This window comes from Klebsiella aerogenes KCTC 2190 (genome assembly GCF_000215745.1).
Taxonomy (GTDB): domain Bacteria; phylum Pseudomonadota; class Gammaproteobacteria; order Enterobacterales; family Enterobacteriaceae; genus Klebsiella; species Klebsiella aerogenes.
In genome coordinates, this window is sequence record NC_015663.1 from 623,675 (window position 1) to 640,736 (window position 17,062).

At 60.1% G+C, this 17,062-nt stretch carries 15 protein-coding genes; 2 read left to right on the plus strand and 13 right to left on the minus strand.

The features are described 5' to 3' along the window. Positions 1 to 171: 171 nt before the first annotated feature. Positions 172 to 2,163: a transketolase gene (gene tkt / locus EAE_RS03045; protein WP_015703436.1), complete on the minus strand. Its 1,992-nt coding sequence runs from the start codon at positions 2,161 to 2,163 to the stop codon at positions 172 to 174. A gap of 279 nt (positions 2,164 to 2,442) precedes the next feature. On the opposite strand from tkt, the gene loiP reads away from it, so the two are divergent. Together loiP and EAE_RS03055 are read left to right on the plus strand one after the other, a co-directional pair. Beyond that, on the plus strand, positions 2,443 to 3,201 hold the full coding sequence (gene loiP / locus EAE_RS03050; protein ID WP_015703437.1) for a metalloprotease LoiP: 759 nt from the start codon (positions 2,443 to 2,445) through the stop codon (positions 3,199 to 3,201). A 377-nt stretch (positions 3,202 to 3,578) separates the two neighbouring features. Beyond that, a complete protein-coding gene (locus tag EAE_RS03055) occupies positions 3,579 to 4,847 on the plus strand; it encodes an OprD family outer membrane porin (RefSeq protein WP_015703438.1) in 1,269 nt (422 codons plus the stop codon). Between the two features lie 136 nt (positions 4,848 to 4,983). On the opposite strand, the gene EAE_RS03060 is transcribed toward EAE_RS03055, so the two are convergent. The 12 genes from EAE_RS03060 to EAE_RS03115 form a co-directional block, all read right to left on the minus strand. Further along, a complete protein-coding gene (locus tag EAE_RS03060; protein ID WP_015703439.1) occupies positions 4,984 to 6,624 on the minus strand; it encodes a thiamine pyrophosphate-binding protein in 1,641 nt (546 codons plus the stop codon). A gap of 13 nt (positions 6,625 to 6,637) precedes the next feature. After that, positions 6,638 to 8,107: an aldehyde dehydrogenase gene (locus tag EAE_RS03065; protein ID WP_015703440.1), complete on the minus strand. Its 1,470-nt coding sequence runs from the start codon at positions 8,105 to 8,107 to the stop codon at positions 6,638 to 6,640. Between the two features lie 15 nt (positions 8,108 to 8,122). Then, complete coding sequence (locus EAE_RS03070) at positions 8,123 to 8,887, minus strand: aspartate dehydrogenase (protein WP_015703441.1); 765 nt, start codon at positions 8,885 to 8,887, stop codon at positions 8,123 to 8,125. Between the two features lie 9 nt (positions 8,888 to 8,896). Continuing rightward, positions 8,897 to 9,691: an SDR family oxidoreductase gene (locus EAE_RS03075; RefSeq protein ID WP_015703442.1), complete on the minus strand. Its 795-nt coding sequence runs from the start codon at positions 9,689 to 9,691 to the stop codon at positions 8,897 to 8,899. Beyond that, positions 9,675 to 10,445: an alpha/beta fold hydrolase gene (locus EAE_RS03080; protein WP_015703443.1), complete on the minus strand. Its 771-nt coding sequence runs from the start codon at positions 10,443 to 10,445 to the stop codon at positions 9,675 to 9,677. The genes EAE_RS03075 and EAE_RS03080 overlap by 17 nt, the downstream gene beginning before the upstream one ends. A gap of 9 nt (positions 10,446 to 10,454) precedes the next feature. After that, positions 10,455 to 10,985: a cupin domain-containing protein gene (locus tag EAE_RS03085; RefSeq protein ID WP_004152888.1), complete on the minus strand. Its 531-nt coding sequence runs from the start codon at positions 10,983 to 10,985 to the stop codon at positions 10,455 to 10,457. Between the two features lie 10 nt (positions 10,986 to 10,995). Beyond that, positions 10,996 to 12,252, minus strand: a complete 1,257-nt coding sequence (locus tag EAE_RS03090) for an MFS transporter (protein WP_015703444.1) — start codon at positions 12,250 to 12,252, stop codon at positions 10,996 to 10,998. A gap of 26 nt (positions 12,253 to 12,278) precedes the next feature. Then, on the minus strand, positions 12,279 to 13,475 hold the full coding sequence (locus tag EAE_RS03095) for an NAD(P)/FAD-dependent oxidoreductase (protein WP_015703445.1): 1,197 nt from the start codon (positions 13,473 to 13,475) through the stop codon (positions 12,279 to 12,281). Continuing rightward, entirely contained in the window at positions 13,472 to 14,398 is a 927-nt protein-coding gene (locus tag EAE_RS03100; RefSeq protein ID WP_015703446.1) for a VOC family protein, read from the minus strand. The genes EAE_RS03095 and EAE_RS03100 overlap by 4 nt, the downstream gene beginning before the upstream one ends. An 88-nt stretch (positions 14,399 to 14,486) precedes the next feature. Next, positions 14,487 to 15,275: an IclR family transcriptional regulator gene (locus tag EAE_RS03105; RefSeq protein WP_015703447.1), complete on the minus strand. Its 789-nt coding sequence runs from the start codon at positions 15,273 to 15,275 to the stop codon at positions 14,487 to 14,489. A gap of 13 nt (positions 15,276 to 15,288) precedes the next feature. After that, positions 15,289 to 16,038, minus strand: a complete 750-nt coding sequence (locus tag EAE_RS03110; protein WP_015703448.1) for an SDR family oxidoreductase — start codon at positions 16,036 to 16,038, stop codon at positions 15,289 to 15,291. Next, on the minus strand, positions 16,038 to 17,060 hold the full coding sequence (locus tag EAE_RS03115; protein WP_015369746.1) for an aromatic ring-hydroxylating oxygenase subunit alpha: 1,023 nt from the start codon (positions 17,058 to 17,060) through the stop codon (positions 16,038 to 16,040). The genes EAE_RS03110 and EAE_RS03115 overlap by 1 nt, the downstream gene beginning before the upstream one ends. Positions 17,061 to 17,062: the final 2 nt, after the last annotated feature.

Sequence of the window (17,062 nt, forward strand, 5' to 3'; positions counted from 1 at the left end):
TCTTTGGAATAATTTACAGGATAGTTACATGTTCGAGGAATAGCGCCTACAAAAATCCGGGTGGCGAGGTAAAAGCAAAACGGTAACCCAGGGGTTACCGTTTTTGGTGTTCGCACCCTCTCCCACAGGAGAGGGTTGAGGTGCGGGCATCAGCCCGCACCGTACCAGCGATTACAGCAGTGCTTTCGCTTTGGCGACAACGTTGTCAACGGTGAAGCCGAACTCTTCAAACAGCTGCTCTGCCGGCGCAGACTCACCGAAGGTGGTCATGCCAACGATAGCGCCGTTCAGGCCAACGTATTTGAACCAGTAGTCCGCGATACCGGCTTCTACCGCTACGCGGGCAGAAACGGCTTTCGGCAGTACGGATTCACGATAGGCCGCATCCTGCTTGTCGAACGCGTCGGTGGACGGCATGGAGACCACGCGCGCCTTCACGCCTTCAGCGGTCAGTTTGTCCCACGCGGCAACCGCCAGTTCCACTTCTGAACCGGTAGCGATGAAGATCAGTTCCGGCTGGCCGGCGCAATCTTTCAGCACATAACCGCCGCGGGCCACGTTTGCCAGTTGCTCTTCGGTACGCTCCTGCTGCGCCAGGTTCTGACGGGAGAGGATCAGCGCGGTCGGGCCGTCCTGACGCTCTACGCCATATTTCCACGCAATCGCGGATTCAACCTGGTCACACGGACGCCAGGTGGACATGTTCGGCGTGACGCGCAGGGAAGCGACCTGCTCTACCGGCTGGTGAGTCGGGCCATCTTCGCCCAGACCGATGGAGTCGTGGGTGTAGACCATCACCTGACGCTGTTTCATCAGCGCCGCCATACGTACCGCGTTACGCGCATATTCCACGAACATCAGGAAGGTAGAGGTGTACGGCAGGAAACCGCCGTGCAGCGAGATACCGTTGGCAATCGCGGTCATACCGAATTCACGTACGCCGTAATGGATGTAGTTACCGGCGGTGTCTTCGTTGATCGGCTTAGAGCCGGACCACAGGGTCAGGTTGGACGGCGCCAGGTCGGCAGAACCGCCGAGGAATTCCGGCAGCAGCGGGCCAAACGCTTCAATGGCGTTCTGCGATGCTTTGCGGCTGGCGATCTTCGCCGGATTCGCCTGCAGCTTAGCGATGAACTCGTTAGCTTTGGCGTCGAAGTCAGACGGCATTTCGCCTTTCATACGGCGGGTGAATTCGGCGGCTTCCTGCGGGAAGGCTTTGGCGTAGGCGGCAAACTTCTCGTTCCACGCGGCTTCTTTCGCCTGGCCAGCTTCTTTCGCATCCCACTGCGCATAGATGTCAGACGGGATTTCAAACGGGCCGTATTTCCAGCCCAGCGCTTCGCGGGTCAGCGCGATTTCCGCGTCGCCCAGCGGCGCGCCGTGGGAATCATGGGTGCCTGCTTTGTTCGGCGAACCGAAGCCGATGATGGTTTTGCACATCAGCAGGGACGGTTTGTCGGTGACCGCGCGCGCTTCTTCTACCGCGCGTTTGATGGCGTCAGCGTCGTGACCGTCAACGCCGCGCACCACGTGCCAGCCGTAGGCTTCAAAGCGTTTCGCGGTATCGTCGGTGAACCAGCCTTCAACGTGACCATCGATGGAGATGCCGTTGTCATCATAGAACGCCACCAGTTTACCCAGTTTCAGGGTACCGGCCAGGGAGCACACTTCGTGAGAAATGCCTTCCATCATGCAGCCGTCGCCCATGAAGGCGTAGGTGAAGTGATCAACGATGTCGTGCCCTGGACGGTTAAACTGCGCCGCCAGCGTTTTTTCCGCGATAGCCATACCGACTGCGTTAGCGATCCCCTGACCCAGCGGGCCGGTGGTGGTTTCCACGCCTGCGGTGTAGCCGACTTCCGGGTGGCCCGGAGTCTTGGAGTGCAGCTGACGGAAGTTTTTCAGTTCTTCAATCGGCAGATCATAACCGGTGAGGTGCAGCAGGCTGTAAATCAGCATGGAGCCGTGACCGTTGGACAGCACGAAGCGGTCGCGATCGGCCCAGGACGGGTTCTGCGGGTTATGGTTCAGGAAATCACGCCACAGGACTTCGGCAATGTCAGCCATGCCCATCGGGGCGCCAGGGTGGCCGGATTTGGCTTTCTGTACAGCGTCCATGCTCAGCGCACGAATAGCGTTGGCAAGCTCTTTACGTGAGGACATTTTGACTCCAGTTCGGATGTTATAAGGCCATGCCCTTAACGACTTGACGAGAGCGCGTTTTGGGCTACGCCGGAAAAAAGTGTGAACAATGTAACCCAAGCGACAAAGCATGTACATGGAGCATCCTTTTGCCCATTAAGAAATCTCTGGAACACGTTGTGCTGCCGCGGAATCCACTCGCCCGGATCATGAGATACTATTTATACTTTGCACAGGACGAGGCGGGTCCGTCGTCGCCCATTATTCAGATAAAAAACCATAAGATTGTGGAAGATAAAAATGAAAATTCGCTCAACCCTTCTTGCCTTCGGGATCGCAGCAACGTTAACCGGATGTCAGAACATGGACTCCAACGCCCTGCTGAGCTCGGGCGCGGAAGCATTCCAGGCCTACTCTCTTAGCGACGAACAGGTAAAAACCTTAAGCGACCAGGCGTGTAAAGAGATGGACGCCAAAGCCACTATTTCTCCGGCCAGCAGCGAGTACAGCAAACGCCTGAGCAAGATTGCCGCGGCGCTGGGCGATAACATCAACGGTCAGCCGGTCAACTATAAGGTTTATGAAACAAAAGACGTCAACGCCTTCGCGATGGCCAACGGCTGCATCCGCGTTTATAGCGGCCTGATGGACCTGATGAACGATAATGAAGTGGAAGCGGTTATCGGCCACGAAATGGGCCACGTTGCGTTGGGCCACGTGAAGAAAGGCATGCAGGTCGCGCTGGGCACCAACGCCGTGCGCGCGGCGGCGGCCTCCGCTGGCGGCATCGTCGGCAGCCTGTCGCAGTCGCAGCTGGGCGATCTCGGCGAAAAACTGGTGAACTCGCAGTTCTCCCAGCGCCAGGAGTCGGAAGCGGACGACTACTCTTACGACCTGCTGCGTAAACGCGGCATCAATCCATCGGGGCTGGCCACCAGCTTCGAAAAACTGGCCAAGCTGGAAGCCGGCCGTCAGAGCTCCATGTTTGACGATCACCCGGCATCGGAAGCCCGCGCGCAGCATATTCGCGATCGCATGAAGGCCGACGGTATTAAATAAGCGACAGCGGGAGGCATTATTGCCTCCCTTTTTTATATACCCGTAAAAATATTTAGCCGCATCAATTGATAATTTAAGCGCACAAACCGTTAATTATTATCACAGCGCATCACAGCCAATTATTTTATGCCCGGCGATTCAGAAATATATTATTTGGTAAATTAAAAAGGCCGCACACTATCTGGCTTCCAGAATCGTCTTTAGCCGAATAATAAATAGTCCACCCCTTACTACCTGGCGCACGGCTCATGCGCCATACAGCCTGTTTCCGGTTGCAATAACTGCTCACACAATGATTGCTTTCGACATTATTTCAGGAGAATATCTGACTGGCAGTGATTCCCTTGAATATATCGACAGACAGAGAAGTGCCCTCAGTGAAAAAAGAATTACCATTACTCGCACTTGGCATTATTGCCGCCGCGCCGGCTTTCGCCAGCCAACAATCTACCAGTCAGGGCTTTATTGAAGACAGCCACCTCGATCTCTTTTTACGTAACGCTTATATCAAACGCGATTATCGCGATGGTTTGCCGGATAAAGCCGAATGGGGTCAGGGTATCATCGCTACCTTCGAGTCCGGCTTTACTCAAGGGCCGGTCGGCTTCGGCGTTGACGGCATTGCGCAGTACGCCGTGCGCCTCGACGGCGGCCGCGGCCGCAGCGGCGCGGGCGGTATCGACTTTTTCGCCCAGGATGACGATGGCCGCGCGAAGTCCGATTTAGCAAAATTTGGCGCTACCGCTAAAATGCGCTTCTCGAATACCGTACTCAGCTACGGCAGCCAGCGCCCGATGCTGCCCATCGTCTACGCCGATGACTCGCGGCTGCTGTACGAGAGCTATACCGGTACCATGCTGACCTCAAGAGAAATCGACGGTCTGGAAATTAACGCCGGTTATCTCACCGATCAGCAGCGCAAAAGCGACGACAGCCACAATAGCGGCCTGAAGAGCCTGACCTTTGGCGGCGCCAGCTATCAATTCAACGACCAACTTAGCGGCGCGCTTTACGCTTCGCACGTCGAGGACGTGCTGAATAAGCAGTATCTCGGCCTGAACTACAAGCAGCCGTTCGCCGCCGACCAGCAGCTGATTGTTGACTTCAATGGCTATAACTCGCGCTTAGATCAAGAATATGCCGACGCCAATGACACCGGGCGCAGCAACAGCATCTGGAGCCTGGCCGCCAGCTACATCTGGGATATTCATACCTTTAAAGTCGCTTACCAGCAAAGCAGCGGCAGCACCGGCTACCACTACGGCGGGTATCAGAATCAGGGCGGCGTTGGCGATGGCGGCAACACCATCTGGCTGGCTAACTCCTACTGGTCCGATTTTAACGGCGAGGATGAACGCTCCTGGCAGGCCTCCTATGGCCTGGATTTTGCCGGACTGGGCGTACCGGGCCTGAGCTGGACCACCGCCTACGTTCGCGGCGATAACATTAAAACCGCCGAGACCAGCAACGGCAAAGAACACGAATGGTTCAACCAGGTGCAGTACCAGGTGCAAAACGGCATGGCGAAAGATTTGAAATTGAGACTCCGCTATTCGGTGCTGCGCGTTTCCAGCAACGCCAGCGACTATAACGTCAGCGGTAATGAAGTGCGGTTCTACGTCGAATATCCGTTTAACGTGTTTTAACCGTGTCATGAACCCTCTCCTGTGAGCCGGCCCTCTCCCGGCTCGCAGGAGCAACCGTCCGGCGCCTTGATTAACCCCCTGTGCCGTGCGGTACCCTCTCCCCGGAAGGGAGAGGGTTGGGGTCACTGGGTTATCATTAATACAGCGTCTTCTGCGGCGGGCCGGCAAAGCGCAGTGCGCCAATCTGGCCCATTTTCACTTCCACCACCGATGGCCCCGGCATCGCCAGCGCCTCGGTCATCACCGCCTGGAAATCCTCAGCGCGTTCCACGCTCCACGCCTGCAGGCCAATCGCCTGCGCCAACAGGGTAAAGTCCGGCGTGTGCAGCTCGTTGTAATACTGGCGGCCGCCAAAGTACTTATCCTGAATACCGCGCATCACGCCGTAGCCGCCATCGTTCATAATCAACAGCGTCACGTTGGCCTTCTCCTGCGCCAGAGTCGCCAGTTCGCCAAGGTTGAGGCTCAGGCCGCCGTCGCCGACCAGGCCGACCACTTTCCGTTGCGGATTGGCAATCGCGGTACCCACCGCCATCGGTAGCCCCATACCGATGGCGCCGGCCAGAGAATGGATATTCATCAACGGGCCGTGAGCGCGGAACAGGCGGCTGCCCCACAGGCTGCCGGAAACGGTAATATCGCGCACCAGGATGCCGTCATCGGGCAGCGCCTGCGCAATTGCGTCATTCAATTTAGCGTAAGCGCCGCACTGGTCGCGCAGCCCCTGCTCCGCCGCCTCTACCGCCGCTTTAAGCTGGCTATCCCAACGCGCATCGCCCCACATCCGGCCCTGCACCCGCGCTGCCAGCGCCGCTAATAAAGCGCGGCAGTCCGCCACCACCGTGTTGTCCATCAGGTAGTTACGGCTGGCCGCCGCCGGGTCGATATCAATCTGCACCCGCGGCGTTGGCAGTTCCAGCGTCCACGAGCGCGTTTCGTTGCTGCGCAGCCGGGAACCGGCCACAAGTGTGAAATCACATTGTGAAATCAGCGCTTCAACCGAGGGAGAATTATGAAACGCGCGTAGGCTGGCGCGATGGCTATCCGCCAAAATGCCGCGGCCGTGGGTACTGGAAATCACCGTCACCCCGGCATCCGCCAGCGTCTTCACCGCCTCGCCGCTCTCTAACGCGCCGCCGCCAAGCCACAGCAGCGGCTGCTTCGCCTGCTTAAGCTGCGCCCACAGCGCATCGACCAGCGACGCTTCCGGCTCAACCGCCGGAGCGCGTTTCAACGGCGCGGTCAGCAGTGAAAGCGGAATTTTGGCGCTCTGAATATCGATGGGAATTTCCACCGAGACCGGGCCGCACGGTGGCGTCTGCGCCTCCTGAATCGCCTTATGCAGGATAGCCACCGCCTGGTTGGCGTTGCTAATGCGGTAAGCGCGCTTCGAACTGGCTTTCAGGAAGGTCAACTGATCGCGGGTTTCATGAATAAAACCGGTGTCGGCGTCCAGCCAGGCTTTTTCGACCTGTCCGGTGAGGTGCAGCAGCGGCGTACCGGCGTTCATCGCCTCAACCAGCGCGCCAACCGCATTACCCGCGCCCGCGCCGGTACTGGTCAGCGCCACGCCGAGCCCGGAAAAACGGCCGTGGGCGTCAGCCATGGTCACCGAGCCCGCTTCACCGCGCGCCGGAACAAAGCGGATTTTTTCCCGCTGGCCGACGGCGTCGGCGATCGGCAGGTTATGGATGGAAATGACGCCATAAATGGCTTCAACGTGATACTGCTCCAGCGTTCTGGCGATGGCATCGCCGACGGTTATCATTTCGCTCATTGCTCACCCTTTCTCAGTCGCACCAGTGGTTGACGCTATTACCCGTCGCCAGATAAATGCTCTTTTGTTGCATCCAGGCTTTCAGCCCCTGGATCCCTTTTTCGCGGCCCAGACCGCTCTCTTTAAAGCCCCCAAACGGGGTCGAAATGGAGAAAACTTTGTAGGTGTTGATCCACACCGTACCGGCTTCCAGTTGCTCGCTCAGACGCAGCGCGCGGCCGGTATCGCGCGTCCAGATCCCCGCCGCCAGTCCGAAGACCGAATCATTGGCCTCGCGGATCAACGCCGCTTCATCGTGAAAACGCATTGCCACCAGCACCGGCCCGAAGATCTCTTCCTGGCAAACGCGGGCCTGATTGTTCAACCCTTCAATGATGGTCGGCAGGAAGTAGCTCCCCGCCGCCAGCGCCGGATCCGCCGGGATCTCGCCGCCGCATAGCACGCTGCCGCCTTCGCGTTTCGCCAGCTCGACGTACTCCAGCACGCTCTGGCGGTGTTTATCGTTGATCAGCGGCCCAACGTGGGTGCCAGCGCTGAATGGATGACCAACCCGCAGCCCTTGGGTTAACTCCAGCAGACGGGCCATTAATTGCGGATACACTTTGTCATGAACAAACAGCCGCGAGCCGGCAATGCAGGCCTGGCCGCCGGAGCTGAAAATGCCGTAGCAGATGCCCCGCGCCGCCTGTTCGATATCGGCATCTTCCAGCACGATGGTCGGCGATTTGCCGCCCAGCTCCAGCGACGCCGGGATCAGCTTTTCCGCCGCCACGTGCGCCAGGTGACGTCCGGTGGTGGTACCGCCGGTAAAGGAAATTTTGCGCACCTTAGGATGGCGGGCCAGCGCATCGCCGATAATCGATCCTTTACCCGGCAGCACGCTCAGCAGTCCGGCGGGTAAACCGGCCTGCTCGAAGATCTTCGCCAGCTCCAGCGCCATGAGCGGCGTGGCTTCCGCCGGTTTGAGGATCACCGCATTTCCGGCGGCGATCGCCGGGGCCACCTTCTGCATTTCGCTGGCGATCGGCGAGTTCCACGGGGTGATCGCCGCCACCACGCCCAACGGCTCATAGCGGCTCAGAGTCAATAGATCCGTCTGCCGCGGCGTCGGCAATTCCCCTTCCAGTAGTTCGCAGGCGGCGGCAAAATAGCGCGCCGTCCCCGCCGCGCTCATCACCAGCCCTCGCGCTTCCGCCAGCGGTTTACCGTTATCGCGGCTCTGCTTTTGGGTGAGCGCATCAAGCTGTGCTTCAATCAGATCGGCGACTTTATGCAGGATCTTCGCCCGCTGATGCGGCAGCATCGCCCGCCACGTTGGCTCCCGCCAGGCGCGATCGGCGCAGTCGATCGCCTCCTGTAAATCATCGAGGCTTGCCGCATACAGCGCCGCGTTAATAGCGCCATCCGCCGGAAACTGGCTGTGCATCAAATTGCCGCCGCCGCGACGCCACTGGCCGCCGATAAAAATGTCTAATTCGTCCATCTCAGCCTCTCTGCGTTATGCCAGTTCACGGCAGGCGCGTACCGCGCTCAGTGCCGCGAGGGTCGATGTTTTCGGATTGCTGGCGAGCGGCAGGCCGCTCAGCTCCAGGTGAAACTCGCCGAACAATCCTTCGGCGTGTAGCGTATGGGTGTTGCGTTGCGTCGCCGGATCGACCATCAGCTGTACTCGGGTCGCGTCAAGGCCGATACCGCCCAGCGCGATGGTTGCCGCCACGTTGGCATTTGCCGGGAATAGCCGCGCCGCCTCGCGGGCGCTGCCTTCGAAGAAAATTTGCGCTTCATTGACCGCGCTGAGGTCGATAAGCTGTTCGGCATAGCTGCCGCGCCAGCTGGCCGGGCTTTTACGCGACTGATAGGTCACTCGTTCAAGCCCCCCCTCTTTGGCCGCCGCCAGGCCGTCAATCCCGGCTACTGCGCCAGCCAGCAGCGTCAACTTGCCGCCCGCCTGACGTAAACGCTGTTCCAGTTCGCTGTCCGCCAGCGCGCCGGTCGAGATCACCGCCAGATGCCAGCCGCGCGCCAGCACCGCTTCGCCGTACTGCGCGACCGCCTGCTGGCTGGCGCATTCCAGCACCAGATCCGGCGTCTCTTCGCACTGCAGCGGATCGGTAAGCGGCGTCACCGTGTGGCCGAACTGCTGGCGGATCGCCGCATGATGCGATTCGCGGGCGACGATCCAACCCAACGTCACCTGCGGCGGCAGGCGTTCAATCACCGCCTGCGCCATCGCGCCATAGCCGATTAACATGACCTTTTTCATCATCTTTCCTTACAGATGGCGGCAGAAACCGCCGGAAACGTCCAGCGCCGCGCCGGTGGTAAAGGAGGCCAGCGGCGAAGCGAGGAATAGCAACGCCTGTGCCGGTTCCTGCGGTTTGCCGAGGCGCGCCATCGGGATCCCGCGTTTGCGGGCGATATCAGCGGTCCACTGCGGCCAGCTCTGGCTCTTATCGCTGCGGTTTTCGAAACGGCGCTGCCACTGCCCGGATTCGACCATTCCCAGCAGGATGGAATTCACGCGGATGCCTTTCTCCACCAGCTCTTTCGACAGGGTCAGCGTCATATTGAGCAGCGCGGCGCGGGCAGCAGAGGTGGCAATCATGTGCTCTTCCGGCTGCAGAGCCAGCAGCGAGTTCACACAGGTAATCGAGGCGATATCCGACTGTTCAAGCTGCGGCTGGAAGGCCTTTACCGGGTTAATCACGCCGAACAGTTTCAGTTCGGCTTCGTGCAGCCAGGCCTCGCGCGGCGTATCGGCGAAGTGGGCGACATAGCCCTGCCCGGCGTTATTAATCAGCATGTCGGCGCCGCCGAAACGCGCGGCGACCGCGTCAGCGAAGGCCTGAACTTCCGCTTCATTCAGTACGTCGCAGCGCCAGGAGAACACCTCGCCTTCTGGATATTCGTTTTGCAACGCCGCATGGGCGCTGGCCAGCCGATCCGGGTTGCGGCCACAAAACGCGACCTTCGCCCCTTCGCCCAGCAGCAGGCGCAGCGTTTCAAAGCCGATCCCTGACGAGCCGCCGGTGACTACCGCGACGCGTCCTTCAATTTGTGCATTCATCGCGCACCTCTTCCCCTATGCGTAAAAGCAGTTGATTAAAAAAGGTTTCGTTATCGAGATAGCTGGCATGTCCAGCCTGCGGGATGGCGATGTAAGGTGCGCCGTAACGCAGCGCCACTCCCTGCACCAGCTCCGGTTGGGTAATGGCATCCTGCTCGCCGCACCACACCGAGAGACGACCGCGATAGTCAGCAAGCCAGCGGTGGATGTCGTCATGCGCCAGCATCCAGGCGGCGGCGAGATAGCCTTCGCTACGCAGCCTACGCATGCCTGCCGCCACGGTCGCCACATCGGCTTCGCGCGCGCCGGGGCGCAGCAGTTTTGCCGCCCGCCCCTGCGCCATCGCCTCGCCGCCCAGCGCTATCTGCTGTTGACGTCCCTGCCAGACTTTTTCCCGCTGTGCGGCTTCCGCCTGGCCGTAGCCCTGCGCGACGTCGGCGAGCACCAGGTAAAGCACCCTCTGCGGGTATTTCGCGGCGAAGGCGGCCGCCACCAGCGCGCCCAGCGAATGGCCGACCAGTATGGTTTGCTCTACTCCAGCGCGGTCCAGCATTCGCGCCAGGGCGTCGGCGTAATCACCGGCAACCGCCGGCGTTGCCGCCAGCATCGGGCTCTCGCCATAACCGGGCATATCCCAGGCAAGCACGCGGTAGCCGGGCAGCGTCATCTGTTTATGCCAGGAGGCCGCGCCGGAACTGATGCCGTGCAGCAGCGTCAGCGGAATACCGCTTCCTTGTTCACGAAACCCCGTCATCATCGCCCCTTAGTTACGTTTTACTTTTGCCAGCGGATGATCTTCCGGGTAGGTCGGAATATGCGGCTTATGGGTGCCGAGCATCACGCACATCAGCGCCTCTTCTTCGCCGTGGTTAAACAAACCGCGGTAAATTCCAGGCGGCACCGAGATCAGATCGCGTTCGCGCAGCACGGTTTCGGTATAGTTGTCGCCGTCCTGAATCATCAGGGTGATCTGCCCTTTGAGCATGAAGAACACCTCTTCTACGTCATCATGCAGGTGCAGCGGGCCTTCACATTTGGACGGCAACACCATGGTGGAGAAGGTGAAGTGCTCGGCCGGAACGGTGTTGGTATCACTGGCGACGCCGGTGGCGCCGGTGCCGATGTAGCGCATCTGCGCGCGGCGATATTTCGGATCGAAATCGGCCTGGAATTTCAGCGCATTCCAGTCGTATTTACGGCCTTCAAAGCGCGCGATACGCGACTCCACCCACTCTTCCATCGTCAGATGGTCAGGTTTCAAACTCTGTTTTGCAGTTACGGTTGAATCAGTCATCGTTTTATCCTCAGTAACGTCTCAGCAGCGGCAGTAACAGGGCGCAGCCCACCGCCGCCATCACCGCCAGAAAAATCAGCCCGGAATCCATGCTATGGGTGAAGGCGATAAGCGCGCCCATCACCGCCGGCGATAGCGCCCCGGCAAAGTTTCCCAGCCCGTTGAAAATTCCACCCGCCGTGGCGCTGACCCGTGGATGGGTCGCTTTAGCCAGCAGCGCGAAAATGTTTGGCGCGCCGGTGCCCCACATAAAGGTGCTAAAGCTCATCGCCGCGATCACCGGCAACGGCGCGCTAAAATGCATCACCGCCGCCAGCCCGATTCCGGCGCCCGCCAGGGAAATAAAGCAGGCGGCGGCGCGCTTATCGACGCGGTCGGACAGCCAGGCGCCGATAATTTCGCCCAGCAACATGGCGATAAACGGCATCGAAGACAGCCAGCCGGCGTGTTCCAGATGAATGCCTTTGCCTTTAATCAGGTAGCCCGGCAGCCAGCCGTTGATCCCCCACAGATAGGCGAGAAAGGCGATGTTGAAAATGCAGATCATCCAGAAATGCGGACTCACGAAGAGCTCGCGACGCGCGCTGCGGCGTGCTTCCTGCGACGTTTTATCGCTGCCGACTTTCGCCTCCAGCTGCACGCCGCGCAGCCCGATGCGCACAAAAATCAGCACCGGTACCGTCAGCATCGCCATCACGAAAAAGGTGCTCTGCCAGCCGAAGGTATTGAGTAGCCAAATTGACAGCGGGAAACCCAGCGCCGCGCCAACCGGCGTGCCAAGCAGCCACAACATGGTGGCGCGAGCCTGTAGCCGCTGCGGGAAGGTGTGACGCACCACGGCGAACGCCAACGGGAACAGCGGCCCTTCAGCAATGCCCAACAGGATGCGCAGCGTCACCATCAGCGCGTAGTTGTGGGTGAAACCCATGATCACCATCAGGATGCACCACACCACCATCATTCCAGTTAGCAAGCGCAGCGGCGCAATCCGGTCGCCAAGACCGCTTAACAACACTGACGAGAAGCCGTAGCTCAACAGAAAGGCGCTCATCAGAATACCCAGCCGGGTGGTATCGAAATCGATCCCCATCGCCTGCTGGAAATGGCTATCGGAAAACAGCGCGGCGATGCTGATTTTGTCGAAAAACGCCAGCAGTACGCAGGCCAGCAGCGACAGCGGAATGGCCCAACGAACCGCCTTTTCAGGCGTGCGGACGCCCTCGCCGCTCGCCTCAGCAGGCGCGGCGTTAGTCTCTAATGTGGTCATTTCTCCCCCTTAAGGGTTCGCGTTAATTATCGCAATGACATCAGCGAGAAAGTCGGGTCAGCGAGCGGGACGTCAGAGAGATCCCTCCCCGCCGCCATCCAGCGCTTCGCCAGCTTCACGGTACGTGCATTATTGAAGGCCACCAGTTGCGTTAAACGTCCATCGGCATTCAGCGAGAAGTAGAGCGCGCCCTGCGGCTCGTCACGCACGATGGTGCGGCTGCCCGCCTGCGGGATCCCCAGGATCTGGATATTGCGATCGTATTGATCCGACCACAGCCACGGCGCCTCGTCGTAGCCGCTGGCCTGCGGATCGAGCATCGCTTTCGCCGTCGCGATGGCCTGATTTTGCGCAAAGGCCCACGACTGAATGCACAGGCCGTATTGATGGTGCTGGGCGACATCGCCGGCGGCGAAAATCGCCGGATCGCTGCTGCGCCCCTGGGCATCAACGACAATCCCGCGTTCGACAGTGAGCCCAGCATCGCGCGCCAGTTCGAGATTCAGATCGACGCCGATCCCCACCACCACCGCATCGAAGGTTTCCCGCTGGCCATCGCAGTGCAGCGTCGGCAGGCCGTTATCATCTTCCAGCTCCAGCGCGCCGCAGCCGCGGCGAATATCAACGCCCTGCCCGCGATGCAACTCATCCAGTGCCTGCGAGACCTCCATACTGACCGAGCGCATGCACAGAGCCGGCTGCTGTTCATAAAGGGTCACGGCTACGCCGCTTTTGCGCGCCGAGGCGGCGATTTCGAGGCCAATCCAGCCGCCGCCGACGATCGCCAGCCGCGTTGCCGATGCCAGCCGCTGCTTCAGACGCTGCGCGTCCTGCCAGTGGCGCAGGGTATAGACCTGCGGATGCTGCGCCCAGGCCTCGGACGGCAGCCGCGCGCGGCCGCCGGTGGCGATCAGCAGTTGGTCGTACGCCAGCGTTTCGCCGTTGCTCAGCGCCAGGGTTTTATTTTGCCGGTCGATCGATTCCGCGCGCAGCGGGCGGTACCAGCGCAGATCCAGCGCCTGTTGCGCCTCGGCGCTGAATAACCGCGGCAGCGCCGGTTCGGCCTCCAGCAATGCCGCTTTCGACAGCGGCGGGCGCTCGTAAAAATCCCATTGTTCTTCGGCAACCACGCAAATCTCGCCGCTAAACCCTTCATCACGCAGCGTTTTCGCTGCCCAGCCGCCAGCCTGGCCGCCGCCGATAATGACTATCCGCGCCGTCATACCGCCTCCGGTTTTTTCTGCTGGCGACGGGTATCGTGATCGATACCGCCTTCCACCGCCCATTCGGTAAAGGACACGAGTGAATGCTCCAGCTCGCGCGGCTGCCAGTTTTCCGTCAGATAGTCATCGTTGGTGTAGTACTCAAAAGCGCCGCCGGTCGGGCTGTTGACATACCAGAAGTAGGCCGAGGAGACCGGATGGCGGCCGGGACCGATAAACGTGCTCCACGCGTTTTTATTCATCGCAATGCCGCCGCCGATCACTTCATGAATATCCCGTACGGTAAACGCGACGTGGTTTAGCCCGCGCTTACGGTTGGGCAACTGCAATAAGAAGAGGTTATGGTGTCCGCCGCGCACGCCGCAGCGCAGGAACACCGCGCGATTGATGTAGCGGTCTGACACCTGGAAGCCGAGTACTTCGCGATAGAAACTTTCCACCGCCGCCAGTTCTTCCACGAAGAACACCACGTGGCCGACGTTAATCGGCTGCGCGCGGTTGTACACCGGGCTCGGGGTGTCGATGCGACGCACATCGCCCCACTGGTTGATCGGTTCAACGTTCAGTTCAACCGCCGTTTGCTGGCTAACCTGCACCCGCAGCGTCATACCGTTGGGATCGCGGCACTCCAGCGCGCCGTCGATTTCACGGAAAGCGGGCTGACGTTCCAGCTTCGGGCGCAGCGCATCCAGCGCCGCCCGATCCGCCACGCCCCAGGTCATGCGACGCAGGGTGTTGCCCGCCTCAAAGGCTGGCGGCAGGTCGGCGGCATCGGTCGGGTTAAGTTCGACCCGCGCGCCGCTGAGGGTGGTAAACGCGCGGCCGCTGGCGTCGCCGGTCAGGCCAAAATCGCGCATAAATTTGGCGCTGTGGTTCAGGTCGTCTACGCCAAATTCCAGCTTTTCAATTCCGGTAATACTCATTATTCGTCGCCTCTTTACCGTTCAGTCGCCCGAATTTGGGCGTAAAACATGCCCGACGCAATCAAGCGTCTGCCGTTAAGTTGTTGATTTAACTTGCCTGTGACAAATATCCGAGGAAGCCGGAAATTTTGTCCGCCGCCATACTGACGTCGTTCTGCAACCGTTCGCGATCGCTTTGCGGGATCTCGTCCGACGGCACCAGAATGCTGACGACCGCCGCCACCCGGCCGCTGCGGTCAAAGACCGGATAGACAATCGATGAGATGCCGTGGCGATAGAACGATTCGCCAATCACGTAGCCGCGGGCTTTATCCTGCTGCACCATCTGCCACAGCGCTTCGCGGTCGTACAGCTGGCCCGGCGTATTGCCCGGCAGACGTTCATTCGGGAACAATTGTTCAAACTCGCTGCGGGAAACATCGGTCAGCAGCATGCGGCCAAGCGAGGTGCAGTGCACCGGTAGCCGCGTTCCGACGCTGACCTGGTTGATACGCGAACCGGCGGCGCTGACGCGGGCGATGTAGATAATGTCGCGGCCGTCGCGGATCGCCAGATGGCTGCTGCACTGGCTGATATCGCGTAGTTGCTCGATGACCGGCTGACCCACCTGAGCGACATCCAGTGAGGCGATATATTCAAAGCCCAGACGCAGTACGTTCATGCCCAGCGAAAAGGTATTGGTTCGGGCGTTACGCTCGAGAAAGCCCATATATTCCAGCGTCTGCACCACGCGATAGGCGGTCGCTTTCGGCATATCCACCAGCCGATGCAGCTCGGCAAAGGTCAGATCGCGATGCTGTTCGCCAAACGCCAGCAGCAGTTGTAAACCGCGCTCCAGACCCGGTACCAGGTACTTCACTTCCTGATCGTTCGCCATACCGCCTCACTTGTTAGTTAAAGACAAAACCGCCGTTGACCGGGATCAGTTGGCCAGTGATAAAGCGCGAAAGATCGCTCAGCAGCCAGACCACGCTACCGGTGACATCTTCCGGCTGCTGCGCGCCGCTGAGCGCGCGGCCGTTCTCATACAGCTGATGACGCTCGGCGGGAACGTATTCCGTGGCCTCAACGCGGGTCAGTCCCGGCGCGATGGCGTTGATACGGATCCGCTTTTCACCCAACTCGCGGGCCATGGAGCGGGTCATCGCAATCACCGCGCCCTTACTGGCGACATAGGCCATCAGCCGCGGCGCGCCCCACAGCGCGGTATCCGAAGCGACGTTGACGATCGCCGACCCTTCGCGCAGCAGCGGTACCGCCTCGCGGGTCACCAGCCAGGTGCCTTTGACATTGACCGTCATCACCCGATCCCACAGGTCCGGATCGTAATCGATCATATTTTTACCGCCGACGCCGGTGGCCATCGCCGCGTTATTGACTAAGCCATCGATAGGCCCCTGCGCGCCGATGGCGCTGAAGACCTGCTCGATCGACGCTTGACTGGCAAGATCGATGGCGTGGGATTCGATCTGATAGCCCTTCTGCTGCAGGCGATGAGCGCTTTCCGCCAGCTCCCCCTGCAGGATGTCGCACATCACCACCGTCGCGCCCTGCGCGGCGCAGGATTCGGCAAAATGGTAACCGAGGCCGCGCGCCGCGCCGGTGACGACAATACGTTTACCGTTCAGCAGGCCGTTCATCAGGCGGCACCCTGCTGCGCTTCGCGAAGCGCTAACTGCTCTTTCGCCGCTTTCTGCATCATGCGGCGCAGGCGGGACAAACCGACGTCATGTTGATAGAGATATTCATGATCGCGGGCGTTCGGCGCCAGGCTTTCCAGCACCACGCGATCCTGTTCCAGTACTTCCCAGTGCAGTTTTTCCAGACGGTTGCGGTACATAAAGCGCCACAGATCGCGCTGCCAGCCCTGAACGCCGCGGATGCGCCAGAAGAAGACGCGGCAGTTGTCGTTATCTTCCGGAACCACCATGCCGACGATCCAGAAGTGGCCGCCCGGCCCGAAACGCTTTTTGTACGGAATAGACAGGCGCATCCAGTAGGCGCCGCTGTTGCCCAATTCAACCCAGTCAAAGTTGACGCCGCTCTGCCCTTTTTTCTCGAAGATAAAGCCGGTTTTCGTCGGCTGCAGCACCATATCGGCTTTGCGATCGCCTTCCGCCATCGAGTGCGATGACGAGTGCAGATAGGTGCCGTGCATCGGGTCCATCACGTTTTCCAGCGCGTACTGGTAGTTGCATTTCCACGCCGCGGTGCACAGGAAGTTACTGTATTTTTCGTGGTTGGCCAGTTCCTCCGGGAAGCTCAGTTCATCCGGCTGCTGGTCGGCGGTGACGCCGAACCACAGGAAGATTGCCCCGTGCGCTTCCTGCACGTTGTAGCTGCGCACGCACTGCTGGCCGACCAGCGGGCAGCGGTCAACCGCCGGGACGTCTTTGACTTCGCCGTTGCCGGCGACTTCCACGCCGTGATACCAGCAGGCGATACGATCGCCTAAGTTCCAGCCCATCGACAGGCGCGCGCCGCGATGCGGGCAGCGGTCTTCCAGCGCCTGCACCTGACCGTCTTTATTCCGCCAGACCACGATCTGCTCGCCGAGACGGGTAATGCCTACCGGCGCAGACTGCACTTCCCAGCTCGCCAGCACCGGATACCACAGGCCGCGCAGTCCTTTATCAAGATAGTTTTGTACCGTTGTCGTCATCG

What these genes read in the sequence shown, in the direction of transcription:
- loiP (WP_015703437.1), top strand. Translation starts at nt 2,443, where the DNA reads ATGAAAATTCGCTCAACCCTTCTTGCCTTCGGGATCGCAGCAACGTTA.
- EAE_RS03075 (WP_015703442.1), bottom strand. Translation starts at nt 9,691, where the DNA reads ATGAATGCACAAATTGAAGGACGCGTCGCGGTAGTCACCGGCGGCTCG.
- EAE_RS03080 (WP_015703443.1), bottom strand. Translation starts at nt 10,445, where the DNA reads ATGACGGGGTTTCGTGAACAAGGAAGCGGTATTCCGCTGACGCTGCTG.
- EAE_RS03095 (WP_015703445.1), bottom strand. Translation starts at nt 13,475, where the DNA reads ATGACGGCGCGGATAGTCATTATCGGCGGCGGCCAGGCTGGCGGCTGG.
- EAE_RS03070 (WP_015703441.1), bottom strand. Translation starts at nt 8,887, where the DNA reads ATGAAAAAGGTCATGTTAATCGGCTATGGCGCGATGGCGCAGGCGGTG.
- EAE_RS03065 (WP_015703440.1), bottom strand. Translation starts at nt 8,107, where the DNA reads ATGGACGAATTAGACATTTTTATCGGCGGCCAGTGGCGTCGCGGCGGC.
- EAE_RS03100 (WP_015703446.1), bottom strand. Translation starts at nt 14,398, where the DNA reads ATGAGTATTACCGGAATTGAAAAGCTGGAATTTGGCGTAGACGACCTG.
- EAE_RS03085 (WP_004152888.1), bottom strand. Translation starts at nt 10,985, where the DNA reads ATGACTGATTCAACCGTAACTGCAAAACAGAGTTTGAAACCTGACCAT.
- tkt (WP_015703436.1), bottom strand. Translation starts at nt 2,163, where the DNA reads ATGTCCTCACGTAAAGAGCTTGCCAACGCTATTCGTGCGCTGAGCATG.
- EAE_RS03090 (WP_015703444.1), bottom strand. Translation starts at nt 12,252, where the DNA reads ATGACCACATTAGAGACTAACGCCGCGCCTGCTGAGGCGAGCGGCGAG.
- EAE_RS03115 (WP_015369746.1), bottom strand. Translation starts at nt 17,060, where the DNA reads ATGACGACAACGGTACAAAACTATCTTGATAAAGGACTGCGCGGCCTG.
- EAE_RS03060 (WP_015703439.1), bottom strand. Translation starts at nt 6,624, where the DNA reads ATGAGCGAAATGATAACCGTCGGCGATGCCATCGCCAGAACGCTGGAG.
- EAE_RS03105 (WP_015703447.1), bottom strand. Translation starts at nt 15,275, where the DNA reads ATGGCGAACGATCAGGAAGTGAAGTACCTGGTACCGGGTCTGGAGCGC.
- EAE_RS03110 (WP_015703448.1), bottom strand. Translation starts at nt 16,038, where the DNA reads ATGAACGGCCTGCTGAACGGTAAACGTATTGTCGTCACCGGCGCGGCG.